The sequence below is a fragment of the Halodesulfurarchaeum sp. genome, from assembly GCF_036626455.1.
Lineage (GTDB): Archaea > Halobacteriota > Halobacteria > Halobacteriales > Halobacteriaceae > Halodesulfurarchaeum.
The window spans coordinates 1-22,742 of record NZ_JAZKRK010000009.1; the positions used below are offsets into that span (position 1 = coordinate 1).

A 22,742-nucleotide genomic window follows, 5' to 3' on the forward strand; every position below is an offset into this window, starting at 1 on the left:
CCGGTTCACGGCGGTCCTGGCGGACCAGCCGTTCACCGGTTCGAGTGTTCTGAGAAGGTCCAGGTGCGAGAATTGAACCCGCGTCTCAGCCTCCACAAGGCTGAAGGATAGTCCACTACCCCAACCCGGACACGCCTGAACGGAGGGGGTTCCCGCCCAAATACGTTACGACCTTGGGGCGGGCCCGACACCCTTTTGGGCCGATCCCGGCTATAAACTGCCAGACGTGGCGATCACGGACAAGATCTACGTGAAGAATCATCGGCAACTCGGCTCTCAGCTCGAGGTCTCCTTCCCGAAAAACGCCTTTTCGGGAGCCACCCTCGACCTGCTCTTCCAGGGCGACCTGGAGAAACTCGATGAGGCCAACCGTGAGCGGGTGCTTGACTTCTCCGAAGACTTCCTCGATTGCACGTGCGAGTCGAATCCCTACTGTGGCCACCCGGAACGCAAGTTCATCCGGTACCTCCTGGACCTCCGCTCCCGACACCTCGACCCCGAATCGATCGTCGACGTAATGACTGATGATTACCTGCTGTATGCCTATCCCGGGGACATCTACTCGTTTCTTGATGACGCCGTCCGAACGCTCGAGGCTGTCGAGGAGATTGCTGGCGTTGACGGCCGGACCGAGGCCGAGCGCCGGGCGGCTGATCGGAAACGCGAGCTATTGTAAGAAATCAGTATCCGTCAGGGAGTCGGGGAAGTGTGGCCGAAAAACAACTGCGTCTATCCGATCTGGTAGTTGTCAGTGGAGGTGCCGTTGCCGACCTCTTCGTCCAGGTCTTCGAGTTGGACGACCTCGTCGATTGACTCCTCATCGTCGAGGGCCTCCTGCAAACGGGTGATGTACTCCTTGTGCTCCTGCAACTGATCGCGGAGATGCTGAGCCTCGAGTTCGAGGCGTTCGTGTTCCCGGACGAAGCTTTTCGGGACTTCGACTCGCGGCGGGAACTCCTCGGTGTCCACATCCCGCACGTCGTTTTTCGGGACGACCCGGACCTTCCCCTCGTGAGCGACGAGCTCGTCGACGTAATCCCGAAACACCGCAGACAGGGAGATGTCACGCTCCTCGGCGATATCCCGAAGCGCCTCGAAGGCGTTCTCGCTGACCCGGAAGGAGATCGTCTTGTTCTTCTTCCCCATACCACTCCAAAGCGCGGCTGTCTCCTTAAGGGTTCGTCAGACGGCTGTCACGGGCCGCTACTCAGGTCTTCTGCCGGTTCTGCCTCGGCGTCGAGTTCGTCCAGGCTCTCCAACGCCTCGACGACGGCCGACTGGTAGACGCTGGGGTCCACGTCGTACTCCTCCTGGGCCCGGACGCCGTACTCGTTGCCTTCCGAATCGAGAGCCCCAAGACGGTCGAGGGTCCGTTCGGCGGCCTCCGTGACCCATCGACTGCGGGCCGATTCGTCGACGACGGTGATTGATTCGGGCCGAATCGAGACGTTGACCGTCCCGTCGTCGGTCTCGTAGGTCCGTGGTTTCCCGACGACGGCGACGTAGGTCGGCGTCTCCAGTTCGCGAAGTGCCCCGGCGGCCTCCGGCTGGTACTGCCCAGCGTAGACGAAGGCGGTCCCGGTCGGATCGACGACTCGGCCTTGCCAGTACTCCTGGTCGCGACCGACGTCTTCGGTTTCGGTCAGTGTCCCGACGACGAAGACGCGGTTGGCCTGTTCCCCGGTGGGGAGCAGCACGTACACCGGCGCCCGGTCGTCCTCGCTCTCCTTGAACGTGAACGTCGCGTCGTTGAGTTCCGTCGCGAAGACCCGGCGGGCCGGTTCCCGCGTGGGTGTCGTATTGTCGGCCATCTACATCGACCTCGCCTGAATGAGGACGTCGTCGGGATCGACCGGTTCGGTGAGCTCCTCGACCTCGTTTGCGAGCAGGTATCGGCCCATGACCGGTCCGGTGACTCGGTAGTACCGGCCGAGCACGGTCTCTTCCATTTCGTCCGCGACGACAGTCGTATCGAGGGCGTCTTGGGCCATCTCCTTGGCCGTCTCGATGTCGATGCCGGTGAGCGCCTCGGTCATTTCGTGGTCGAAGATGACCTCCTGGACCGATTTGCCGTCGTCGAGCACGCCTTTGATGCGGAGGTCGAACTCGCCCTCGACGTCCCCGTGCTCCGAACAGCGACCGTTCTGGAGCACTCGGGTACATCCCTCGACGGGACACCGTTTGATGAGCCCGCTGCCCGATTGGATGTCGACCAGCGCGCCGTCCATCGTGGAATCGTCGTCGCCGACTTCGATTTCGTCCTCGACTTCGGTGATCTCGGTCGTCTTATTGAGTTTGACAGAGTAGCGCCCCTGGTATTCGTCAGTTACGACGTTTTCCAGGCGATAGACCGACCCCTCTTCGAGGGTTTCGAGGTCGGATTTCGCCCAGGCGGTGAACTTGATGGTACCGGTCTCATCACCTAAGAGGCCGACCTGGCCGACTGCGTCGCTCCGGGGGTTCCAGAGGTCGACGACCTGGGCGGTGAGGCTGATCCACTGCTCCGGTTGGTTGACGTCGGCGATCGATACCTCTTCCTCGCTGCCGCCGGCCAGGTCGTCGCGTTCGAGCCCGGCCTCGTCCAGATAGTGGTTCTCGACGCTTCGCCGCGCCTCGGACAGCGGGACTTTGTACTCCGAAACGAGCCGCTCGAGACGGGCGGAGACATCCTCGAGATCGATGTCCAGATGGTCGGTAAACTCCTCGTGAATATCGCGGGCCGCGGTCTGTATATCGCTCATGATCGGTCAGTCTCCGGGGTGGGCGGGAGACAGTCATTGGTTGGCCGCGTTCGTTCATAAACCTCCGTACCTGGCGAGAGTTTCAAACCGCTCGGACCGATAGGACGGGTATGGCGGATTTCGGCGGCCTGTTTCGAAACGCGGCCCGACGAGCGGGCCGTACAGTCGGTCGGGTAGAGAAACAGCTCTCGGGCGGCCGCATGGAAGGATCGCTTCCACAGGACGAATCTGGACAGGTCAGGATCGTCTGCCGCCGGTACGCCGAAAAACGCGCCGTCTCGGTGACAGCGGGGAAACCGTCGTGTTTCGAGGCCGGGGACCCGGATTGTGAGTCCTGTCTCGAGGACATCAGCGACGGCACTGTCGAGACCTGGTAAGCCTTCGCTGGGCCAGACTTACTTTTCGGGCTGGACTCTGATCCGCATCGTTCCGTCACTCGTCACGCCGACCAGAATGTGCTGTCTCACTTCCCGTCCGGCGATTGCGTCGCCGGAGGAATCGCTGACGAGTTTCATCACTTCCGGCGCGGAGTAGGGTACTTTGACGCCCGCGTTGTCACACCCGTCATAGACCAGATCCGGAACTTCGTAGAGGTCGGTTCCCGGTTCGATACTGATCTGCACCGGGGCTTGGAGCGTTTCGGCGAACGCCACCGTCTCTCTGGCTTTCGAGATGTTCTCCCGCGCACTCGCCTCGACCTTCGAAACGTTCGCCCGCGAGGTGCCCAACTCCGCGGCGATATCTGCCTGCGGAAAGCCACGCTCGCGGAGCGCGAGCACCTCGGCCTGGCGCCGTGTCAACACGCTCTCGGACGGCTCAAAACCTGCCCGGTCAAGAATAGCGGCGACGTCCGGTACCTCCTCGCTCATTGGACCCACATTTGCGGGCCGAACCAAAAAGCTACCCGGGTCGGTCTGGCCCTTAGCTTCCCCAGAAGTTCTCTCGACTGCCCAGGCGGGGGTCCTCCTCGGCCCGACCGGCCGATTCGGATTCCCTGTCCGCCGCGTCTTCGGAGTCCTCTTCTGTGTCGGAATCACCTTCTGCGGTCTCCTCCTCGTCTTCCGCAGCGTCTTCCGGCGGCTCGTCGAGTTTCGCATCGAGGGTCGCCCGGGCGAAATTCGACTTGACCGTCTCGACCGTCGCTTCGACCCAGGCTTCCGGCAGGACGCCATCGACCATGATTACGAAGCCAGTTTCCTGGTGGTGCCCGACACCGGCACCGCTCTCATGCATGTCCGTGACCTCGATGAGGACCTCCTCCCCGGGGACCACCGGTGCTGTCTTGAGGTCCTCGATGGGCTGGCTGTAGTGATTACACCACTCCATCCCGCCTCGGTCCCCGAAGTGTTGACACCCCATCCCGTTGATCTGTTCGGAGAAATGAGGACAGTCGTCCGCGAGTGGGCATGTCGCCATTACCGATTACTACCGGTTCAGTCCATTAAACTCCACCGTCACGAAGTTCAAAATCCGTTTTCCTCCTGACTCAGTAACACGGCCATCGAGAGGCCGGAGACGACGATCAGGATGAGCGCCGGGAGCGCCGCGTATTCGTAATAGAGGCTCTCGTGGGCGGCCCAGACGATGGTGACCAGCGTATCACGCCCGATCGGCTGGAGCATGAGCGTGGCTGGCAACTCCTTCATCGTCGTCAAGAAGACGAGGGTCCCCCCGGCGACGACCCCTGGTGCAATCCCGGGAAGGATCACCTGCCTGAACGTGCGCCAGGGCCCGGCGTTCAACGTTCGAGCGGCTTCGGCGACCTGATTGTCGAACTGGACGATCGCCGATCGCGTCGTTCCCACGGCCTGGGGGAGGAATCGCACCACGTAGGCGAACACGAGCAACGGGACGGTCCGATACAGCCACGGGACCGTGGTCGACCCCAGAAAGACGAGCGCGAGGCCGATGACGATGCCAGGGACGGCAAAGCCGACGTAGGTCCCGCGTTCGAGGACACGGGCGATTCGGCTTGTGCCACGGGCTCCGAGGTAAGCGACTGGAAGCGCCATCGCACTCGCTGTGAGTGCCGCGAGCAAGGCGAAGGTGACTGAGTTCACCGCGTGCTGGGGCTGGAACGCGAGTGAGGGGACCGCGCCGCCGGTGCCACGCAGCACCCAGAGCGTGAACAGTCCAACTGGCAGGAGCACTGTGACTGCCCCCAACAGGCCCACCACCGCCATCGCCGGGTATCGCCACCGTCCAAGCGGGATCGGGGTCCCATGATGTCGCTCGGTTTCGCCGTGTGCCTGGCCCGTCTTGGATTCGATGTAGAGGATGACCCCGGCGAGGGTGAGCAACTGGATGGAAAGCAACGCCGCATACCCGACGTTGAAGGCCTCATATTCGGTGTAAATGGCACTCGTGAACACGGAGACACCCATGAAGGCCGGCGTCCCGAAGTCCGAGAGTGCATAGAGCGCAACGAGCAACGCGCCAGCTGATATCGCCGGTCGGATCTGGGGGAATGTGACCCGACGGAACGCGTCCACTGGGCTCGCATCCAGGCTTCGGGCGGCTTCTACCAGTGAGGCGTCCATCGATCGGAGCGCCGCGCGGGTGGTGAGAAACACGTAGGGGTAGGTGTAGAGGGTGATGACCAGCACCGCTCCGAGGAACCCGTCGATTCGAGGCAGTTCGAGGCCCACCACGGAGGTGAGTTCGCCGTGGCGGCCGAAGGCCGAAACGAAGGCGAACGCCCCGATGTAGCTGGGGACTACCAGTGGCAGCGCAATCACGACAGTGAAAAACCGCTTGGCCGGCAAGTCGGTCCGAGCGGTCAGGACGGCCAGTGGAACGCCCATCGCGACCGAGGCGAGGGTCGTCGCGACCACGAGGGCGATGCTCCGGCCACCGATTTCGAATGTTCTGGGTGCAAAGACCAACTCGGCCGCCCGGGTGAGATCGACTGCTCCAGCCCGGAGGAAAAGCCATAGCAGCGGCGAGACCACCAGAAGGGCGATGACACTTCCCATGAGGAGGGCCGCCAGGTGGACGGTTGATCGGGTCCGTAGCAGGCGGCCGACGGCTGGGCCGATCTCAGTCACGCGGTCAGTCAGTGCACCCATGCTCCCCTAGACCGTCATGCCCTCCTCGCGCAGGAGGTCAATTGCCGGTTCCAGGTCGCCGAGTGCGTTGAGGTCGAATGTCGGCGGCTCGAGCTCGGCGAGACTCGGGAGCGGTCCGTCGTAGTCGACACCGTCAACGACGGGATACTCGCCGTTGGTCTCCACGAAGAACGCCTGGCCCTCCACGGCCAGGATGTGCCTGACGAACTCCGCTGCGAGGTTTGGCTTGCTGGCGTCCTCGAGTATCGCGGTGCCGGAGACATTGAACAAACCCCCCGGATCGTCCTGGGTGAAGGTGACATCCAGTGGGGCGTCCGGTCGATTTCCGATGATACGGGCAGCGTAATACTGGTTGCCCAATCCGACCGAAACATCCCCATTGGCGACGGCTTCGGCTTGCTGGGAGCCACTCGAGTAGAGCGTGACGTCCTGGTCTTCGAGCAGGGCCCTGACCCACTCACGGGTGCGCGCCTCGCCTTCGAGTTCGAGCATCGCAACGATGAACGACCTGAACGTGCCGGAGTTCGGGCGCGTCGAGAGTTCGCCAGCAAAACGCTCGTCCTCGGCGTAGGCGAAGATATCCGTTGGCAACTCATCGCGGGTCCAGGTTTCCGTGTTGAACTGGACGGCCCGGACCCGACCGGAGGCACCGGTCCACTGGCCATCCGGGTCTCGTTTGCTCTCGGGAACGGCATCAACCACGTCTGTCGGGAGGTCCCGGGCCAAACCTGCCTCTTTGAGAGCCGCGAGCGCTCCCGATGATTGGGTGTAAAAGACGTCCGCCGGTGTGGCGTCGCCCTCCTCGGTGAGGCTGTTCAGTTGGGCCTCGTTACTGGCGTAATCGCTAGCGATCGAGAAATCCGGATAGGTCTCCTCGAGTTTGGCAAAGAGCGGATCGATCTGGTCCCGGGTCCGGCCTGAATACACGATCAGTTCGCCTTCGAGGTCACCGAGATCGTCCCAGGTGATTCCCTCGCCGTCGATCGGGGCCCCTTGGGGACTGTCACTTTCGAATGGATCGTCACTGCCCGAGCCAAGACACCCTGCGATGCCTGTCGCGAGGGCGGCCCCAGCGGTCCCGAGGACGCGCCGTCTGGTCCAGGTCCGCTCAGTTGATTGGCCTGCTGTCTCAATTGTTCGGTCCGGTGAAGTCGTTTCGTCGACCATCTTCTTTTAGGTTACCCTAAAAGATATTTAGGCGTGATGGTTTTAGGCCGGCCAAAAACCATATCGCTATGCCCGTATCGAACACTTTTTAGGAATGCCTAAACAAGTTCTCAGTCGAGACGGATTCAGTGCTACTAAGGCTGATCCGAGCAAATCTATGGGAACCAATCACCGCTCGCAGGCCGATGGAACGTCGCCCACTGTCCGTCCCCAAACGGGTTCGGCAGCGACGGCGTACACCCCGGTACTCTCCCTCGAATCGGTGACGACGACTTTCGAGGACGAGGCGGCCATCGGGAACTTCACATTGTCCGTGCAGGACGGTGAACTGCTGACGATTCTTGGCCCCTCTGGCTGTGGGAAAACCACGGCCCTTCGGACGATTGCCGGTCTCGAACGCCCGGATTCGGGACGGGTCCGCATTAATGGGAGGACCGTGGCGGACGAGGAAACCTTCCGCCAACCGGAGGACCGGGACGTGGGGCTGGTGTTTCAGGACTTCGCGCTGTTCTCTCACATGACCGTCGCCGAGAACGTGGGCTTTGGAATCGAGTCCTGGTCGGAGGCAAAGCGGACCGCACGGGTCGATGAACTGCTCACCCTGGTGGGCCTCGCTGGGGCAGGCGAGCGCTCCCCGTCGGATCTTTCCGGGGGCCAACAACAGCGGGTCGCCTTGGCTCGAGCGCTGGCCCCCGAACCGGAGGTCCTGCTCCTGGACGAGCCGTTTTCGAGCCTCGACCGGGACCTCCGCGAGCGTATGCGCGAGGAAGTCAGACGCATTCTGCAGGCGGCCGGAGTCACCACGGTCTTCGTCACGCACGATCAGACGGAGGCCCTCTCGATTTCCGACCGGGTCGCAGTAATGTGTGAAGGACATCTCGAACAGGTCGGCCATCCCGAGACGGTCTTTGCGGGCCCGGAGTCGCGGTTCGTAGCCGAGTTCCTCGGAAACCCAACGTTCCTCGACGGGCAGGTCGGCGAAGATGCGGTTTCGACCCATATCGGGCCGATCACTCTGGACCAACTGCCTGGCCTCTCGGCTGATGAGTCCGGCAACCACGTCGCTGTCGTGGTCAGACCGGACGACATCGAGGCCGTCGCTGTTCCAGCCTCCGAGGCCGACGGGATCGTTCGCCGTCGCAGTTACGAGGGGTCGACGATCCGGTACCGGATCGAACTCGACGATGGCACCACCCTCGAAGCGATGCACAACCACACGGCAGCGGTCGATCTGGACGATCCGGTTGCGGTGGGGCTAGTCGCCGACCACGAGTTTGCCTGGTTCGATGACGAGGCCGAAACCGACGGCTGCTAGCCAACAGGCGGCGGGACCAGCACTCCCCATGGTGTCTCTTGCGTAACGGTTTTGAGCGTTTGTCGGCAATCATCGGGTAGCATGAGCCAGAACCCAGATGACGACCGTCTCGAGGAGCTTCGCGAGAAGAAACTCCAGGATCTACAGGAGAGTCAGGGCGGGGAGGGCGCTGGTGAGGAGGCCATGGAGGCCCAGCGCGACCAGGCCGAAGCCAAGAAGAAGGCTGTCCTTCGCCAGCATCTCACCGACGGCGCTCGCAAGCGGCTCAACACCGTCAAGATGAGCCGCGAGCAGTTCGGTGAGCAGGTCGAACAGCAGATCGTCGCGCTGGCCCAGTCCGGACGGCTGCGCGAGAAGATCGACGAGGAGAAGATGAAAGAACTCCTCAAGGAGATGAAACCCGATTCGAAGAGTTTCAACATCTCTCGACGGTAACTGGTCAACACCTCTGGACTAACGGTTCTCCGTTCTGCGGGCGCATCCGCGTGGGATGGACAGGTACAAGCGCCGGGTGGCCCAATCCGCCACCATGTACGACCGGCTGAAGGGATTTCGCGACTTCTACCCCGAGGAGATGGCCGCCCGTCGGGCGATGATCGACACCCTCGAGGCCACCGCACAGCAGTATGGCTTTCGGGAGGTCGGGACTCCAGCCCTCGAACGGACGGCGATGTACGTCGATAAAAGCGGCGAGGCGATCGTCGATGAACTGTACGCCTTCGAGGACGACGGTGGCCGGGGCGTGGCCCTGACTCCCGAACTCACGCCAACGGTCGCCCGGATGGTCGTGGCGAAACAACAGGCCCTCGCAAAGCCGATCAAGTGGTTCTCCACCCGCCCCTTCTGGCGCTATGAGGAACCCCAGCAGGGGCGATTCCGGGAGTTCTACCAGCTCAACGCCGATATTTTCGGCTCGGATGACCCGACTGCCGACGCCGAAATCCTGGCCTACGCGGCGGACGCTCTGAGCGGGCTGGGCCTCACGGCGGAGGATTTCGAGTTCCGGCTGTCACACCGGGATATCTTGGGTGGTCTCCTCGAATCGATGGCGGGGGACGTCGACACCCGGGCGGCCATCCGGGCCGTCGACAAAAGCGAGAAGATCGAACGGGCCGAGTACCACGACCTGCTCGTCGACGCTGGACTCACCCGGGACCAGGCCATGGAGTTCGAAACCCTCCTCGAAACCGGCGACCTCGAGGAACTCCTCGCCTTCGCCGAGACAGAGCGGGTCAGATCGGCCGTCGAGAACCTTAGAGCCGTGCTTTCGGCCGCCGAGGACTACGGTGTCAGGGAATACATCACCCTCTCACTTGAGACGGCCCGGGGGCTAGATTATTACACTGGAGTCGTCTTCGAGTGTTTCGACTCGACTGGGGACGTTTCCCGAGCGGTCTTTGGTGGTGGTCGCTACGACGACCTCATCGAGAGCTTTGGCGGCCAATCCATGCCGGCAGTCGGCGTTGCACCGGGCCTGGCACCGCTCTCCCTCCTCCTCCAACGAGCCGGTGTTTGGCCGGAGGAAGCCCTCGAAACCGATTATTACGTGCTGCAGATCGGAGACACCCAGTCGGAGGCCGCCCGTATCGTCCGGGACTTGCGAGAAGCAGGCCACGTCGTGGAGACGGACGTCTCGGATCGCTCTTTCGGCGCCCAACTCGAATACGCCGACTCGATCAACGCCCGGACGGTCGTCATCGTGGGGGAACAGGACCTCGAAGAGGATCAGGTGACGCTCAAGAACATGGCCTCGGGTGACCAATTACAGGTCCCGGTCGAGACCTTCCCGGGGAAGAACCCGGAGCCGCGACTCACCGATTACGAGTAAGCCAGAGCATGCGAGCCTACCGCGTTGCCTACGATGGACGTGCGTTTTACGGATTTCAGCGTCAACCCGACGTGTCGACCGTCGAAGACGTGCTTTTGGAAGGACTTGCGGATGTCGGGCTCGAGTTCGAGGAGACACCGGCCGGCTGGGCCGCTGCCGGACGGACCGATGCCGGCGTCTCGGCACTTGCCCAAACCGTGGCCTTCGAGGCACCTGACTGGCTCACGCCCAGACCGTTTACGGCTCACCTGCCCACGGACGTTCACGTGTGGGCGAGTACACCGGTCCCGGACGATTTCCATGCGATCCACGACGCGAACCGTCGTGAATACACTTACTTCCTCCATGCCCCACACGCCGACCCGGAGCGGATCGACGATATCGAGGCTCGGCTTTCGGGCGAGCACGACTTTCACAACCTGGCCGCAGAGGAGACTGGCACTGTTCGGGATCTCTCTGTGACGAGTACACAAGACGGCGTTTTCCGCCGTATCCGGGTCCAGGCCGATGGCTTTCCACGACAACTCGTGCGCCGGCTGGTCGCGGTCTACGACCGGGTCCGGACCGGGGCAGCGTCGCTCTCTTTCATCGACCGGGTGCTTTCCCCCGAGCCCCTTCCGGGACCGAACGGCATCCAACCGGCACCGGCCTATCCGCTCGTGCTGACAGCCGTCGACTACGGCCTGACGTTCGAAGCCGAGCAGGCGGCTGTCGACATGGCCGAAGAAGCGTTTGCGGACCGGACACTCCAGGCCAGAACCAGGGCCGAAGTGACCACCCGACTGAAACGGGGCGTGATGGAGCCCGGGCCCCACCCGACTGGCGACAACCCTTAATCCTTCGCGGGTGCCACGGCGGGTATGGAGCAGGTGCCCGAACGCGAGGAACTGCCGGTCGAATACACGTGGGAGTTGGAGGCGATTTTCGAGACCACTGCGGAGTGGGAGGCTGCATTCGAGGACGTTTCTGAACGGATCGACACGATCCGTGAGTACGAAGGCCGACTCGATGAGGACGGCGCGGTTCTCTCCGAAGCGCTTTCCACACGGGACGAACTGTCTCGGGAGGTTGAACAGGTCGCGGCCTATGCCCGGATGCGCTCGGACGAAGATACGCGCGACCAGAAAGCCCAGGGTCGGGCGACCCGCGCACGGACCCTCGCGGCAGAGGCCGCAAGTGCGAGTTCGTTCATCGAGCCCGAGATCCAGCAACTGTCCGAGGAGCGCGTCGAAGTGATGCTCGAATCGACCCCTGATCTCGCGGTCTACGAACACTACTTGGACGACGTACTCCGACTCGCCCCACATACCCGTTCCGCGGAGGTCGAGCAAGTCCTCTCGGAACTCGGCGAGGTGCTCTCGGCTCCCTCGGACGTCTATGGAAAACTCACTGACGCCGACCTGACGTTTCCAACCGTCGAGGGTGGCGAAGGCGAGCCCGTCGAGATCACCCAGTCGAATTTCACCTCGCTGTTGCAACGGCCCGACCGAGAGTTCCGCGAGCAGGTGTACAACTCTTTCTTCGAAGAGTTGAATGGCGTTCGAAACACCCTCGGGACCGCGTTGAACCATCAGGTCCGGAAACACGTCAAAAGCGCCGACATCCGGGACTACGAGTCCCCTCTTGTTGCTGCCCTCAACGGCTCGAACGTGCCGGTCTCGGTCTATGAGGCGCTGGTCGACACCGTCGAATCGAACCTCGACACCCTTCATCGTCATCTCGGGTTGAAAGCGGATGCCCTGGACGTGGACGAACTGGCGATGTGGGACGTCTACGCACCTATCGCGTCCGACGAGGGCCCGGAGATCGAATACGAGGCGGCTACCGAGATGGTGATCGAGGCCCTGGCGCCGCTGGGTGAGGAGTATCAGGACCGCGTGGCCGATGGCATCGAATCCCGATGGCTCGACGTCTACGAGAACCGGGGCAAGCGCTCGGGGGCCTACTCCGGCGGGACCTACGACACTCAGCCCTACATTCTGCTGAACTGGCAATCCGACGTCTCCTCCCTGTACACGCTCGCTCACGAACTCGGGCATTCGATGCACTCGGAACTGTCGAGCGAGGCCCAGCCATACGTCGACGCTGACTACGAGATTTTCGTCGCTGAGGTGGCATCGACCGTCAACGAGACGCTTCTGACCCATCACCTGCTCGACACCGTCGAGGACGAGCAGTTCCGCGCGCACGTGCTGGATCAGTTTCTTGAGCGTTTCCGATCGACCTTGTTCCGCCAGACGCTCTTTGCGGCCTTCGAGGCGGACATCCACGAGCGCTCGGCGGCGGGCGAACCGTTGACTCCGGACCGCCTTGATGAGCTCTATGGGGACCGAAAGGCCCGGTACTACGACCCCGCTCAGGTCGAGGAGACGATTCGCAGGGAGTGGATGCGCATTCCACACTTCTACTACAACTTCTACGTGTACCAGTACGCGACCGGCCTGAGCGCCGCCGTGGCAATTGTCGACCGCATCGAAAGTACAGGAGAATCGGCCGCCCAGGATTACCTCGACGCGCTGGCCCTCGGCGGGAGCGAGTATCCCCTCGACGTGCTTCGAACCGCTGGGGTAGACATGGCTGAGCCGGCGCCCATTGAAACAGCGATCGGGGAGTATGACACGCGGATCGACGAGATGGCCGCGCTGCTCGCCGATTAGCGGTCCAGGGTCTTTCGCATCTCCACCGCCGGTCCCTCGACCTCGCCGCCGAACTCGTAGGTGAGTTCCCTGACTTTCGAATAGCCCTGGACCTCGTAGAACTGGACGGCATTCAACGATGCCCACAATCCCAACGAGTCGAGTCCCCGCTCACGGGCCCGCGTCTCCAGAGCCTGGTAAATCGTCGTCCCGATCCCCCGACGCGCAAATCCGGGATGGACGTAGATCGCCCCGATTTTTCCATCCGCCTCGGCCTCGAAGTCCGCGTCACCCTCCAGGGTCAGCCAGCCAAAGCCAATGATCGAGCCGCCCTGTTCGGCGACAAAGACAGTCGTCTCCTCCTCGTCGATGGGGTAGTCTGCTGGGTCCCGCTCGTGAGCCCAGGCGTCGACTTGCGCCTCTGTGTAGCGCTCGCCCCCGAGGCCCTTGATCGAGGCGAGATGGATGTCCCGGATGGCTTCGGCGTCTGCCGTTCTCGCCAGGCGGATCGAGCGGGTCATTCTCCGTCAACGAGGCGCTCGGCTGCGCCTTTGGCGTCAGTGATTCGACCGATGATCCCGGCCCGGTCGGTGTAATTAGTCACGAATTCGATGTCAGCCGGCGGATCCAGTCGATCCAGGGCCGACCACGAGCGGTCGTAGGCAGGCATGCCCGGCTCCCAGCGATGCACGTTGAGCACCGTGGCGTGCGCTCCGAGCAGCGATTCGAATTCCCGAGCAGCTATCGCCCCGATTTCTTCATCGTCCCGTTCGAGCAGTCCCTCGTCTCGACCGCCACCAAGATAGGCGGTATAGACGTCGTCCCGGTCGAGCATGCTCGCGTTCCAGGTCATTCCGAGCGTGGTGTAGCCCGCCTCCGGGAGGATCTGACAGCCATGACCCACGATGTCGCCGTCGGCGGCGAGATGGACCATGATGATCGGATTGTAGTTGAACTCCTCAAGGGTCCCGGCGAGCGTCGGATCGACCGGTTTGAGGAGCCTTGCCGCCGTCGGTGCCGGAGTAGTCATGGCGATTGCGTCGACGGAGTATCGGTCAGAGTCGGTGATGATCTCGTAGCCATTTCCGTCGGGTTCGACGGCCGTTACGGGAGTCGAAAACTCGATGCTGTCCGCGTGGCGGTCGGCCAGGGCCGCTGGAAGCCGTTCCAGACCTTCCTCGAAGGTAACGATCGGTGGCGGATCTCGACCTTTGAGGGCGTAGGGTGCGACCGCCTTGAGGATTGACCCTTCGATCCCATGTCGTTCGAGGGCCTTGCCGAGCGAGTACTCGACGAGCATGTCGTCGGCCGCTGTCCCGTAGAGCCCGGTATAGAGCGGGGCGAAGAGCCGGTGGGCGGCTTCGCGGCCGAATTTGCGGGTGAGAAACGCCTCGACGGATTCACCCGATTTCGGGCCGTCCGTGAACGGCTCAGCGAGCACCCGAAGTTTGCCACGCCACGAGAGCAGATTCGTCGTGAGTGCCTCACGAATGGACAATGGTGCAACCCGAAAGGCCTCATCGTGGTAGATAAAAAGCGGCTGGTTTGTGTTGCCTTCCTGGAGATCGTCGGTGAGGTCGAGGTCGTCGAGGAGGGATTTGACTGGCCCGGCCAATCGGAGTCGCTGGGGCCCGAGTTCGACGATCCGGCCATCGATTTCGCGGGACTGAATCGTCCCGCCGGGCCTTGCCGCTGATTCGAAAGTCAGCGTCTGGACGCCTTGTTCCTCGAGAAAATGTGTCAGCGCGAGTCCGGATATCCCCGCGCCGACGATGCCAACTGTAGGGGTGTCGTCGCCTGTCTTTCCTGCCGCTGGTCCGCTACCCGTTGCCATTTGCGTAGGTTTCGGGCTTCTCCCCGGAAATGAGCGTTTCGACGTACGGGCAAAGTGGGTCACTGGCCATCGGATTGCCAGTTGCTGCATATGCCCGAGAGCGACTGCCTCCGCAGATCGATCGATGCTCGCAAGTGCCACAGGAACCGGTGAGTTGGGCGTCATCCCGAAGCATTTCGAAGAGGTCCCCGTTCCGGTAGATGTCGACCAGTGAGGTTTCGGTCACGTTGCCGCCGTTGAGCGGCATGAATCCGGAGGGGAACACATCACCCTCGTGGCTCACGAACACGAACCCTTTCCCGGCCCGGGTCGAGCCCACTCGGACGCTATTGCCACTTGCTTCGCGTTCGACTTGATTCGCCACAACCCGGTAATGCGGTGCTTCGACTGTGATGGTGCGAAACGACGCCTCCTTCTGTCGTTCGTAGAGGAACTCCATCACGTCGACCGTTTCCTCGGGCTCGAGTTGGTCGAGTTCGGTGCCCCGGCCGATTGGAACGAGGAAGAAGACCTCCCACATCGCCGCTCCCAATTCCTCGACGAGGTCGGCAATCGCGGGGAGGTCCTCCACAGTGTCGGCCGTCACTGTGGTGTTGATTTGGATGCCCAGACCGACGTCTTTGGCCAGTTTCGCCCGGTCCATGATCAGGTCGAAGGACCCTTCCTCTCCCCGGAAGGTGTCGTGACTCTCGGGCGTTGCGCCGTCTAGGGAGAGCGCGATTCGTTTGACGTCCAGATCGGCGAAGGTTTCGAGGACGTCTCTGTCCAGAAGCGAGGTCGGGGCCGGAGTCACTGCCGTCGGGAGGTCCTGGTCGGTTGCGTACTCGATGAGTTCGTACAGGTCGGGGCGCTTGAGTGGGTCACCGCCGGAGATGACAAAGATCGGTGACGGGTGGCCGAAGGAGGCGATTTGGTCGATCAACGCCTTTCCCTCGGCCGTCGAGAGTTCGTTCGGGTCCCGGTCGGGTTGGGCGTCCGCCCGACAATGATCGCACTCGAGTTCACAGGCCTGTGTAACCTCCCAAGTCGCGATGAGTGGGGTCTGGTCGTAGTTTCGACCGTGGGAACCCTCACTGCCGCCGGGTGTTCCGCCCGGATGTCCGTTCGCCATATGGGCTGGGGTATGGGGCCAATGGATAAAAGCCCAGTTCTCGAGGTTCCGACTGACTGGGAGCAGAGCCGCGAATTTATATCCGGCCAACCGATAAGGTGTAGATACAAATCGATGAATGATCTGTCCGCGTTGGTCGTCTCGCACAAACGGGCCTCCGTCGACCAGATCAGCCAGTTGACCGAGCGCCCGACAGACCTGCTCCTCGACCGACTCAGCGGGGCTGGGGCCGAGGAAGCCTACGTGCTTCACACGTGCAACCGCGCCGAGTACTACGTCACTGGCCCGACCAGCGCCCGTGAAACGGCACTTGATGGTGTGGAGGTGGGCTCCGACACCGTCCAACGGTTCGACGGGGCCGCCGCAGCGCGTCACCTCCTCCGCGTAGCCGCGGGGCTCGAAAGCATGGTCGTCGGCGAGGACGAAATCCTCGGACAGGTTTCGGCCGCCCAGGAGGAGGCACTCTCCTCTCTCGATGGGACGCTCGGACCGGTCGTGGAGAAGGCGATCCGCGTCGGGAAGCGTGTTCGCTCGGAAACCCGGATCAACGAAGGCAACCCCTCGATGGGAACTGCGGCGGCAGAATTGGCCAGCCGCCAGCTCGACGATATTGCCGAGAGCCGGGCTATCGTGATCGGTGCCGGCGAAATGGGCAAGCTCATCGCCTCCCCGCTCGCGGACCGAGGGGCCGAGTTGCTGGTCACGAATCGCACCTACGAATCGGCCAAGGACCTCGCGTCGCGGGTCGATGGGACGCCGATTTGTTTCGAGGCAGTGCAATCCCGCGTCCAATATGTCGACCTGGTCGTCACCGCGACTGACGCGCCGCACCCGATCCTCGACACCGGGACCTTCGAGGGAGCAGACGTGATTGCGCTCGACCTGGCAAACCCTCCGGATATTGAACCGGACGTGGAGGAGATGGCCTCGATTACGGTCTTTGACATCGACGACATCGGCACCATCGTGGACAGTGCCATGTCTCGTCGAACCGAAGCGGCGGCGGACGCCGAGACCATCGTCGCGGCCGAAATCGAGGCCCTGGAACGGAACCTCAAGAAGCGGGAAGCCGAGTCGATGCTCTCGGCGATCTACGAACGGGCCGAGGAACTGCGCCGGTCGGAGGTAAGCCGGGCCATCAACCGGCTTGAGGAAAACGGCGGCATCACCGATAGCGAACAGGAGATCCTCGAACAGATGGGTTCGGCCCTGGTGAAAAAACTCCTCTCGACGCCGACCCAATCGATCAAAGACGCCGCCGTCTCGGAGGACTACGAAACACTTCGGACCGTCGCAGACGTGTTTCAGGTCCCCGACTCCCCGCCCGAAGACGCTGAGTCGGACGCGCCGATCGAGCCGAGGGACCACTCCGATCCGGCCCCGGAATCCGGCGACGGCGAAACTGGTCACTGGGACTAGCCGGTTTCGGAAGCCGGGGACGAAAAAACTGGTTCATGACATTCGTTGGTCCGTAATTCGGTGCCAACTCCCGCAATTACGCCCGGAGACCCAAAGGAACTTCATTATTCGGAACCTACACCCGCCAAACGATGTCTCGGAGTCCTTCGCTTCCGGATCGACCCACCCTCGATCTGGACCCGGATTCGCCTCCTCGGGAACGCCTCGAGGCGCTGAAATCCCACTACGTCGATATTCGCACTGTGAACCGCGAACTGGAAACACAACTCGAAGACGTCTCGGAGCGGCGCAAAACCCTCCAGGAGAAGGTCGATACCTTCCAGCGCGAGAACGAGACCCTCAAAACTGCCTCGCTCTATCTGGCGACGGTGGAGGATCGCACCGACGGCGAAGAGGTAATTGTCAAGCAACACGGCAACAACCAGGAGGTCCTGACTGAGGTCTCGGGCGAACTCGAGGCGAACCTGGAGATGGGCGACCGTGTCGCCATCAACGATTCCTTTGCGATCCAGGAGATCCTCGACGACGAGACCGACGCACGGGCCCAGGCAATGGAGATTCAGGAATCTCCCGACGTGACATACGAGGATATCGGGGGCCTGGAAGACGAACTCCGGGAGGTCCAGGAGGCCGTCGAAGACCCGCTCACTCAACCCGAGCGCTTCGAGAAAGTCGGCGTGGAGCCACCGAGCGGGGTCCTCCTCCATGGCCCGCCCGGGACCGGGAAAACCATGCTGGCCAAAGCCGTCGCGAACCAGACGGACGCGACGTTCATCAAGATGGCCGGCTCCGAACTGGTCCGGAAGTTCATCGGGGAGGGGTCCCGGATGGTTCGGGACCTCTTCGAACTGGCTGCGGAGCGGGAACCCTCGATCATCTTCATCGACGAGATCGACGCCGTGGCGTCCAAACGGACGGATTCGAAGACCTCCGGTGACGCCGAGGTACAGCGGACGATGATGCAACTGCTCTCGGAGATGGACGGCTTCGAAGACCGCGGGGAGGTCCGGTTGATGGCCGCGACCAACCGCTTTGACATGCTCGACCGTGCAATCCTTCGCCCGGGCCGCTTCGATCGGCTAATCGAGGTGCCGGACCCGGACCACGAGGCCAGGGCCGAAATCCTCCGCATCCATACTGGAGAGATGAACCTCGCGGGCCGCGTCGACTTTGACACGCTTGCCCGGGAGACGGAGGGCTTCAACGGGGCCCAACTTGAGAGCCTTACCACCGAGGCTGGGATGTTCGCCATCCGCGATGACCGCGAAACGGTCCGGATGAAAGACTTCCGAGACGCAGTGGAGAAACTCGAAAACGCCGCCGAGGGTGACTCGCCACCGTATACGGCGTATATTCACTGAACGTTTTCGCTCGCGGTTCGTGGCTGATACCGCTCGAACCGCCCTTTGTTTTCCGAAGCGGCCGAATTCGAACCGACACGGATTAATTCGGGAGCCTCCTTCGCTGAGCAAATGGGGACGATCCAGGTTGTCTGGGGCACTGGCCGAGGCCCGACTGAGACTGCAGCTTATGACGCAGCCCTGGCCGCAGCCAACGTGCACAATTACAACCTTGTGACCGTCTCCTCCGTGATTCCGGCCGACAGTACAGTCACCCAGGTTGGAACTGCGCCGGATCTGGGTCCGATCGGCCAGCGACTGACCGTCGTTCAGGGCAAAGCGACGGTCGCTGGCCCTGGCGTCGCCTCGGCCGGCCTCGCCTGGACGACCGGCGAGGGGCCGGGATTGTTCTACGAATCCTCAGGCCCGTCGGATGCAAAGACCGTCGAAATGCGGGCCACGGAGGGGATTGAAGCCGGGCTCGCGCTTCGGGACTGGTCGACCGATTCGATTGAAACCGAAACCGCCTCGACGGAGGCCGCGAGTGGGGAGTACGCCTCCGCAGTCGTCCTCGCTGTTTACGGGACGGCCGAGCCGATTCTCTGAGGGGTAGGTAACCGAAAGGGTTTACGCCGCTGCAGCCGCTAATCAGGTGTAATGTATGGAAATACGCCGTACGCGGGCCGCCCCGGTGACGGTGAAAGCGCGGATCTCTCCCCTGCGGTGCGGCAAACACTCAAGGAGCAGGTTTCGGACGTCGAGCGGCGGACGCGGCGCCACCTGCCCGATGAGTACCACGTCGGCTCTCGGGTCGGGAGCTCTGACGATGGGCCCCAGGTGACGGTATCAGTCCAGCCGCCAATCGGAAACCCTGTCAGTGCGGGGTTCACGCCGGAGATCGAAGCCTCGGCTGAGGACCCGATTCCGGTGGAGGACCTCGAAGAAGTCGCCCGGGGTTTGGCCGCAAGCGCAGCGCTGCAGGTCAAACAAGCGCTTGGAGACGACGTACCGCCGATGGCCAGGTAGCGGGCTCGGCGACGGAGAGGTGGAGCAGGTCTATCGTTGATTTGTTACTTAACTGGCTCGACACGTTGGACACGTGTCGTCTTCACTGTAATTGACCATGCCAACGGCCCGGCGGCCGGTTCGTCGCCAGAAGCTGTTGCAAGACGGACATTCGGTGATCTGGTGGAACTCGGTAGCGTGTTGCATCACATCGTATCGTTCATGGTTGTGCACATAAGGATTATCCTGAATGAAGGGCTTACAATATTAGAACCTTAATCACATATTAATAATTGCTCGGCCGGCTCACTCGTGTCCGCACTGGGGGAAAACCCGCGTCTCGTCGCCCGGTTGGTCGCGGAAAATCGACTCAGCTCCGGCTCTCAGCTCCCAACTAGCCCGACCCGCATAACCGTTCCCAACTAACCGTCCCCGTATCACATTCCGCGTATCAGCCGTCCCAGTATTCGTTCAGGACCATAGGCGCGATCACACCCACGAAAAGCAGCAGACCGAGACTGACCTCCGAGGGCACCATCTCCAATTTGCCGGTCCCGAAACTCAGCCCGAGCGCCAGGAGGACGAACACGCTTATCACCGCATTTTCGCGAGAAACCATCTCTCTACTTCCCCCAGAATGGGTCCCGTTCGCGTTGGATTTCGAGGTACTGGGCGAGGGCCTCGCGTTCGTCGGCCGGGAGATCCTCACGGAGTTCCTGCTCGAGCACTTTCGCGTGGTTCTCCGGGAGGTCGACCCAGAGGACGTCCTCTTCATCGAAGTCCCGACCGACCGTCGGCCCTTCGATGGAGACCGCGGCGCGTTCGCCGGCTCGGAGTTGGTCGAGGTCTTCGCCCTCGTCCTGGATCGTCTTGAGAACGCCGACCCGCTCGAAGTCTCCATCCTCGACGAACCCGACTGGAACGTTTCGCCCGAGGGTGCCAGTTGCCACTTCCACGCCCACGACGGCCGGTCCGGACTGTCGGAAGACGTGATCACGAAGGATCCGGAACCTGGCTGGCCGGATGACGTTCTCGAAGACGGCTTCGCGCTGGCGCTGCTCGATCTCCTCGACGTACGCTTCGTAATCCTCGATGAGCTGATAGATCACGTCGTCCCGGAAGATCCGAACCCCTGATTCGGCGGCCTGGTCGGTGGCGTCCTCGTGAACGCCGACGTTGAACCCCAGAATCGCCTGGTGGGTCCCCTCGTCGACGGCCGAGGCGACGCTGACGTCCCGTGGCGCGATGTCGCCGACCTCGGCCCTGAGAATCGGAATCTCCGCCTCTCGCAACGAGTTGGCGATGGCCTCGAGGCTTCCGAGGGTGTCGGCTTTGACGACGATCCCCTCGTCGTCCGTTTCGACGGCCACCTCGGCAAGTTCCTCCTGAACTGCCTCGACCATGGTGTCGGTGTCCTTGTCGCCGACGACCCTGACGGGGGCCCCCGACATCGCGTCTTCGAGATCAGGCGCGGCGATTTTGAGGCCCATGGCCGCTGAGACCGACTCGACCTGTTCGAAGCGTTTCTCGGTGCGGATTTCGGCCAGGTCCCGCGGCCGGAGCAATGCTCTGACTGTGGTCACGATCGGGCCGGTGGTGCCACCGACCACGATGGTATCGCCCTCCTCGATTGTCCCGTCGTAGAGGATGACGTCGAGGGTGGAGCCAAAGCCCCGCTCCTCCGTGACCTCGAGGACTGTTCCGGCCCCGGGACCGGAGATGTCGACCTCCATCTCGTCGCTCATGTACCGCTGCGCTAATCCCATGAGGACGGCAAGGAGGTCTGGCACTCCCTCGCCGGTCTCGGCGCTGACGGGAATCACGCCCACGTTCGACTGGAAGTTCGAGACTCGCCAGTAGAAGTCGGCGGAAAACCCCGCGTCCGAGAGGTCCCCGATGATCTCATAGAGTTGCTCGTCCAGCGTCGACCGGACCCGGTCGCTCTGGCTCTCGTAACTCGTTTTGCTCGGCGCGTTCGGTGTGGGATTCCACCCGGGAATCGTGTCGATCTTGTTCGCGGCCACGACGAACGGTGTCTCGCTGTCCTGCAGGATCGAGACCGCTTCGTGGGTCTGGGGCTGGAACCCGTCGGTCACGTCAACCACCAGGATTGCGATGTCGGCCAGGGCGCCGCCTCGCGCTCGCAGCGTGGAAAAGGCGTGGTGGCCCGGTGTGTCGATGAACAACAGGCCCGGAAGATCGAATTCGGTGGGATCGACGAGGTCGCCGGCGATCGTCGAGACGACGTCAAGCGGCACCGCCGTCGCCCCGATGTGCTGGGTGATGGCCCCCGATTCGCCCTCGATCACGGCCGAGCCTCGCACTTTGTCGAGGAGACTCGTCTTTCCGTGATCGACGTGGCCCAACACGGCCACGATGGGGGTTCGAAACGTGTCGGCGTTTGCTGAGTCGGAGTGGGGCATAAGAATCTCCGAAGAACTCGGTATGCTGAATCACCCACTGGCGCCAGTTAACTCCATCGTCACCGAGTGGGTGCCCCAGCACCGCTCGATTTCGGCCCGTGCCCCACGCATTTATGGTCGCGGAAAGTGTCCGGTCGCGTATGGCCGACATGCTCGCAGAGACCCTCTCCGGGAAATCCGTGATGGGGGCCGACGGCACCGAATTGGGAGAGTTGTACAATGTCACGATGGAACTCGAGACCGGACGGCTGGACTTGTTGCTCGTCGAGCCACTGGAGGAGGGAACCGCCGAAATCGACTTCCCACAGGACGATGAGGGCCGGTTTCAGATTCCGGTCTCCCGCGTACAGGCGGTCAAAGACTACATCGTCGTCGAACGCTAAATGTACGTTCTCGACGCCTCGGCGTTCATCGAAGAGTTCGAGACGGAGGAGTCGGTCGCCACGATTCCGGCCGTTCGTGAGGAGTTATCCGATGGCGCGGGCTATCGGTATGACGCCATGGAAGGCGCCGGGATGCACGTGCATCTCCCCGATTCGGACGTCCTTGACCGGGTACGCCGGGCAGCTGACTCGACTGGGGACCTGGAGGTTCTCTCCGATACGGACCTTCGACTCTTGGCGGCGGCCTTCGAACTCGACGGCACACTCGTCACCGACGATTACGCCATGCAGAACGTCGCGGAGACCCTCGAACTCGACACCGAAGTCGTAGCTCAGGACGGGATCACCGAGCGCCGGGACTGGCTCTTCCAGTGTCAGGGATGTGGCCGGGAGTTCGAGGAACAACACGATCGATGTCCGGTCTGTGGCTCGGATTTGGCCCGAAAGAATCCGAACTAATCGGGACAGTCTC

General features: G+C 62.4%; 25 protein-coding genes and 1 tRNA gene. 13 read left to right on the plus strand and 13 right to left on the minus strand.

Annotated elements, in window-relative coordinates; translation table 11 throughout:
• Positions 1–57: 57 nt before the first annotated feature.
• A tRNA-His gene (locus V5A26_RS04445) sits at positions 58–130 on the minus strand.
• Between the two features lie 96 nt (positions 131–226).
• On the opposite strand from V5A26_RS04445, the gene V5A26_RS04450 reads away from it, so the two are divergent.
• Positions 227–676, plus strand: coding sequence for a DUF5814 domain-containing protein (locus tag V5A26_RS04450; RefSeq protein ID WP_332321818.1), 450 nt, complete (start codon positions 227–229; stop codon positions 674–676).
• A gap of 53 nt (positions 677–729) precedes the next feature.
• Here the strand turns inward: V5A26_RS04450 and V5A26_RS04455 are convergent, their stop codons facing one another.
• The 3 genes from V5A26_RS04455 to V5A26_RS04465 are packed head-to-tail and all read right to left on the minus strand — an operon-like array spanning position 730 to position 2,741.
• On the minus strand, positions 730–1,146 hold the full coding sequence (locus V5A26_RS04455; RefSeq protein ID WP_332321819.1) for a CopG family transcriptional regulator: 417 nt from the start codon (positions 1,144–1,146) through the stop codon (positions 730–732).
• Positions 1,147–1,193: 47 nt separating this feature from the next.
• Positions 1,194–1,811 carry an RPA family protein gene (locus V5A26_RS04460; protein WP_332321820.1) on the minus strand — a complete coding sequence of 206 codons (618 nt, stop codon included), beginning with the start codon at positions 1,809–1,811 and terminating at the stop codon, positions 1,194–1,196.
• Positions 1,812–2,741 (minus strand): replication factor A, encoded by a 930-nt coding sequence (locus V5A26_RS04465; RefSeq protein WP_332322237.1) that lies wholly within the window; start codon positions 2,739–2,741, stop codon positions 1,812–1,814. It lies immediately after the preceding gene.
• A gap of 110 nt (positions 2,742–2,851) precedes the next feature.
• On the opposite strand from V5A26_RS04465, the gene V5A26_RS04470 reads away from it, so the two are divergent.
• A complete protein-coding gene (locus V5A26_RS04470; protein ID WP_332321822.1) occupies positions 2,852–3,118 on the plus strand; it encodes a DUF7091 family protein in 267 nt (88 codons plus the stop codon).
• Between the two features lie 18 nt (positions 3,119–3,136).
• Here V5A26_RS04470 and V5A26_RS04475 read toward each other — a convergent pair whose 3' ends face one another.
• From V5A26_RS04475 to V5A26_RS04490, 4 genes are read right to left on the minus strand one after another with little or no spacing between them, the layout of a single operon-like run.
• The gene (locus V5A26_RS04475; protein WP_332321823.1) at positions 3,137–3,610 is read right to left on the minus strand and encodes a Tfx family DNA-binding protein; all 474 of its coding nucleotides are present in this window, start codon (positions 3,608–3,610) and stop codon (positions 3,137–3,139) included.
• A gap of 52 nt (positions 3,611–3,662) precedes the next feature.
• Positions 3,663–4,157: a TRAM domain-containing protein gene (locus V5A26_RS04480; protein WP_332321824.1), complete on the minus strand. Its 495-nt coding sequence runs from the start codon at positions 4,155–4,157 to the stop codon at positions 3,663–3,665.
• A 47-nt stretch (positions 4,158–4,204) separates the two neighbouring features.
• Complete coding sequence (locus V5A26_RS04485) at positions 4,205–5,809, minus strand: ABC transporter permease (protein ID WP_332321825.1); 1,605 nt, start codon at positions 5,807–5,809, stop codon at positions 4,205–4,207.
• Between the two features lie 6 nt (positions 5,810–5,815).
• Positions 5,816–6,976 carry an extracellular solute-binding protein gene (locus tag V5A26_RS04490; protein WP_332322238.1) on the minus strand — a complete coding sequence of 387 codons (1,161 nt, stop codon included), beginning with the start codon at positions 6,974–6,976 and terminating at the stop codon, positions 5,816–5,818.
• Between the two features lie 157 nt (positions 6,977–7,133).
• Here V5A26_RS04490 and V5A26_RS04495 point away from each other — a divergent pair, with 157 nt between their 5' ends.
• The 5 genes from V5A26_RS04495 (at position 7,134) to pepF (ending at position 12,776) form a co-directional block, all read left to right on the plus strand.
• Entirely contained in the window at positions 7,134–8,291 is a 1,158-nt protein-coding gene (locus V5A26_RS04495; RefSeq protein ID WP_332321827.1) for an ABC transporter ATP-binding protein, read from the plus strand.
• An 81-nt stretch (positions 8,292–8,372) separates the two neighbouring features.
• Positions 8,373–8,726 (plus strand): DNA-binding protein, encoded by a 354-nt coding sequence (locus V5A26_RS04500; protein ID WP_332321828.1) that lies wholly within the window; start codon positions 8,373–8,375, stop codon positions 8,724–8,726.
• A gap of 94 nt (positions 8,727–8,820) precedes the next feature.
• Positions 8,821–10,119, plus strand: coding sequence for a histidine--tRNA ligase (hisS, locus tag V5A26_RS04505; protein ID WP_332321829.1), 1,299 nt, complete (start codon positions 8,821–8,823; stop codon positions 10,117–10,119).
• Positions 10,120–10,127: 8 nt separating this feature from the next.
• Complete coding sequence (gene truA / locus V5A26_RS04510) at positions 10,128–10,955, plus strand: tRNA pseudouridine(38-40) synthase TruA (RefSeq protein ID WP_332321830.1); 828 nt, start codon at positions 10,128–10,130, stop codon at positions 10,953–10,955.
• A 24-nt stretch (positions 10,956–10,979) separates the two neighbouring features.
• Positions 10,980–12,776, plus strand: coding sequence for an oligoendopeptidase F (gene pepF, locus V5A26_RS04515; RefSeq protein WP_332321831.1), 1,797 nt, complete (start codon positions 10,980–10,982; stop codon positions 12,774–12,776).
• Here the strand turns inward: pepF and V5A26_RS04520 are convergent.
• From V5A26_RS04520 to V5A26_RS04530, 3 genes are read right to left on the minus strand one after another with little or no spacing between them, the layout of a single operon-like run.
• On the minus strand, positions 12,773–13,276 hold the full coding sequence (locus V5A26_RS04520; RefSeq protein WP_332321832.1) for a GNAT family N-acetyltransferase: 504 nt from the start codon (positions 13,274–13,276) through the stop codon (positions 12,773–12,775). The genes pepF and V5A26_RS04520 overlap by 4 nt on opposite strands.
• Positions 13,273–14,589, minus strand: a complete 1,317-nt coding sequence (hemG, locus tag V5A26_RS04525; RefSeq protein WP_332322239.1) for a protoporphyrinogen oxidase — start codon at positions 14,587–14,589, stop codon at positions 13,273–13,275. The genes V5A26_RS04520 and hemG overlap by 4 nt, the downstream gene beginning before the upstream one ends.
• The gene (locus tag V5A26_RS04530; protein WP_332321305.1) at positions 14,576–15,700 is read right to left on the minus strand and encodes a radical SAM protein; all 1,125 of its coding nucleotides are present in this window, start codon (positions 15,698–15,700) and stop codon (positions 14,576–14,578) included. Before V5A26_RS04530 ends, hemG begins: the two co-directional genes overlap by 14 nt.
• Positions 15,701–15,814: 114 nt before the next feature.
• Between V5A26_RS04530 and hemA the strand changes: the two genes are divergently transcribed.
• The 4 genes from hemA to V5A26_RS04550 all read left to right on the plus strand — a co-directional run bounded on the left by hemA (position 15,815) and on the right by V5A26_RS04550 (position 19,485).
• Positions 15,815–17,119 carry a glutamyl-tRNA reductase gene (gene hemA, locus V5A26_RS04535; RefSeq protein ID WP_332321306.1) on the plus strand — a complete coding sequence of 435 codons (1,305 nt, stop codon included), beginning with the start codon at positions 15,815–15,817 and terminating at the stop codon, positions 17,117–17,119.
• A 131-nt stretch (positions 17,120–17,250) separates the two neighbouring features.
• Entirely contained in the window at positions 17,251–18,480 is a 1,230-nt protein-coding gene (pan2, locus tag V5A26_RS04540) for a proteasome-activating nucleotidase Pan2 (protein WP_332321307.1), read from the plus strand.
• Between the two features lie 111 nt (positions 18,481–18,591).
• A complete protein-coding gene (locus V5A26_RS04545) occupies positions 18,592–19,065 on the plus strand; it encodes a pyruvoyl-dependent arginine decarboxylase (protein ID WP_332321308.1) in 474 nt (157 codons plus the stop codon).
• A 51-nt stretch (positions 19,066–19,116) separates the two neighbouring features.
• The gene (locus V5A26_RS04550; protein ID WP_332321309.1) at positions 19,117–19,485 is read left to right on the plus strand and encodes a DUF5811 family protein; all 369 of its coding nucleotides are present in this window, start codon (positions 19,117–19,119) and stop codon (positions 19,483–19,485) included.
• 430 nt (positions 19,486–19,915) lie between these two features.
• Here the strand turns inward: V5A26_RS04550 and V5A26_RS04555 are convergent, their stop codons facing one another.
• Positions 19,916–20,083 (minus strand): hypothetical protein, encoded by a 168-nt coding sequence (locus V5A26_RS04555; protein WP_332321310.1) that lies wholly within the window; start codon positions 20,081–20,083, stop codon positions 19,916–19,918.
• Between the two features lie 4 nt (positions 20,084–20,087).
• A complete protein-coding gene (gene infB, locus V5A26_RS04560; protein WP_332321311.1) occupies positions 20,088–21,887 on the minus strand; it encodes a translation initiation factor IF-2 in 1,800 nt (599 codons plus the stop codon).
• 140 nt (positions 21,888–22,027) lie between these two features.
• On the opposite strand from infB, the gene V5A26_RS04565 reads away from it, so the two are divergent.
• Both V5A26_RS04565 and V5A26_RS04570 read left to right on the plus strand, forming a co-directional pair.
• Positions 22,028–22,270: a PRC-barrel domain-containing protein gene (locus V5A26_RS04565; protein WP_332321312.1), complete on the plus strand. Its 243-nt coding sequence runs from the start codon at positions 22,028–22,030 to the stop codon at positions 22,268–22,270.
• Positions 22,271–22,729, plus strand: a complete 459-nt coding sequence (locus tag V5A26_RS04570; RefSeq protein WP_332321313.1) for an NOB1 family endonuclease — start codon at positions 22,271–22,273, stop codon at positions 22,727–22,729.
• Positions 22,730–22,742 lie beyond the last annotated feature (13 nt).

Excerpts from the sequence above, each read along its gene's own strand:
- V5A26_RS04500 (WP_332321828.1), top strand. The coding sequence starts at position 8,373 with ATGAGCCAGAACCCAGATGACGACCGTCTCGAGGAGCTTCGCGAGAAG.
- truA (WP_332321830.1), top strand. The coding sequence starts at position 10,128 with ATGCGAGCCTACCGCGTTGCCTACGATGGACGTGCGTTTTACGGATTT.
- V5A26_RS04570 (WP_332321313.1), top strand. The coding sequence starts at position 22,271 with ATGTACGTTCTCGACGCCTCGGCGTTCATCGAAGAGTTCGAGACGGAG.
- V5A26_RS04565 (WP_332321312.1), top strand. The coding sequence starts at position 22,028 with ATGGCCGACATGCTCGCAGAGACCCTCTCCGGGAAATCCGTGATGGGG.
- V5A26_RS04495 (WP_332321827.1), top strand. The coding sequence starts at position 7,134 with ATGGGAACCAATCACCGCTCGCAGGCCGATGGAACGTCGCCCACTGTC.
- hisS (WP_332321829.1), top strand. The coding sequence starts at position 8,821 with ATGTACGACCGGCTGAAGGGATTTCGCGACTTCTACCCCGAGGAGATG.
- V5A26_RS04480 (WP_332321824.1), bottom strand. The coding sequence starts at position 4,157 with ATGGCGACATGCCCACTCGCGGACGACTGTCCTCATTTCTCCGAACAG.
- V5A26_RS04470 (WP_332321822.1), top strand. The coding sequence starts at position 2,852 with ATGGCGGATTTCGGCGGCCTGTTTCGAAACGCGGCCCGACGAGCGGGC.
- V5A26_RS04475 (WP_332321823.1), bottom strand. The coding sequence starts at position 3,610 with ATGAGCGAGGAGGTACCGGACGTCGCCGCTATTCTTGACCGGGCAGGT.
- V5A26_RS04455 (WP_332321819.1), bottom strand. The coding sequence starts at position 1,146 with ATGGGGAAGAAGAACAAGACGATCTCCTTCCGGGTCAGCGAGAACGCC.
- V5A26_RS04520 (WP_332321832.1), bottom strand. The coding sequence starts at position 13,276 with ATGACCCGCTCGATCCGCCTGGCGAGAACGGCAGACGCCGAAGCCATC.
- V5A26_RS04485 (WP_332321825.1), bottom strand. The coding sequence starts at position 5,809 with ATGGGTGCACTGACTGACCGCGTGACTGAGATCGGCCCAGCCGTCGGC.
- V5A26_RS04530 (WP_332321305.1), bottom strand. The coding sequence starts at position 15,700 with ATGGCGAACGGACATCCGGGCGGAACACCCGGCGGCAGTGAGGGTTCC.
- hemA (WP_332321306.1), top strand. The coding sequence starts at position 15,815 with ATGAATGATCTGTCCGCGTTGGTCGTCTCGCACAAACGGGCCTCCGTC.
- V5A26_RS04555 (WP_332321310.1), bottom strand. The coding sequence starts at position 20,083 with ATGGTTTCTCGCGAAAATGCGGTGATAAGCGTGTTCGTCCTCCTGGCG.
- V5A26_RS04550 (WP_332321309.1), top strand. The coding sequence starts at position 19,117 with ATGTATGGAAATACGCCGTACGCGGGCCGCCCCGGTGACGGTGAAAGC.
- V5A26_RS04545 (WP_332321308.1), top strand. The coding sequence starts at position 18,592 with ATGGGGACGATCCAGGTTGTCTGGGGCACTGGCCGAGGCCCGACTGAG.
- hemG (WP_332322239.1), bottom strand. The coding sequence starts at position 14,589 with ATGGCAACGGGTAGCGGACCAGCGGCAGGAAAGACAGGCGACGACACC.
- V5A26_RS04465 (WP_332322237.1), bottom strand. The coding sequence starts at position 2,741 with ATGAGCGATATACAGACCGCGGCCCGCGATATTCACGAGGAGTTTACC.
- pan2 (WP_332321307.1), top strand. The coding sequence starts at position 17,251 with ATGTCTCGGAGTCCTTCGCTTCCGGATCGACCCACCCTCGATCTGGAC.
- V5A26_RS04460 (WP_332321820.1), bottom strand. The coding sequence starts at position 1,811 with ATGGCCGACAATACGACACCCACGCGGGAACCGGCCCGCCGGGTCTTC.
- infB (WP_332321311.1), bottom strand. The coding sequence starts at position 21,887 with ATGCCCCACTCCGACTCAGCAAACGCCGACACGTTTCGAACCCCCATC.
- V5A26_RS04490 (WP_332322238.1), bottom strand. The coding sequence starts at position 6,976 with ATGGTCGACGAAACGACTTCACCGGACCGAACAATTGAGACAGCAGGC.
- pepF (WP_332321831.1), top strand. The coding sequence starts at position 10,980 with ATGGAGCAGGTGCCCGAACGCGAGGAACTGCCGGTCGAATACACGTGG.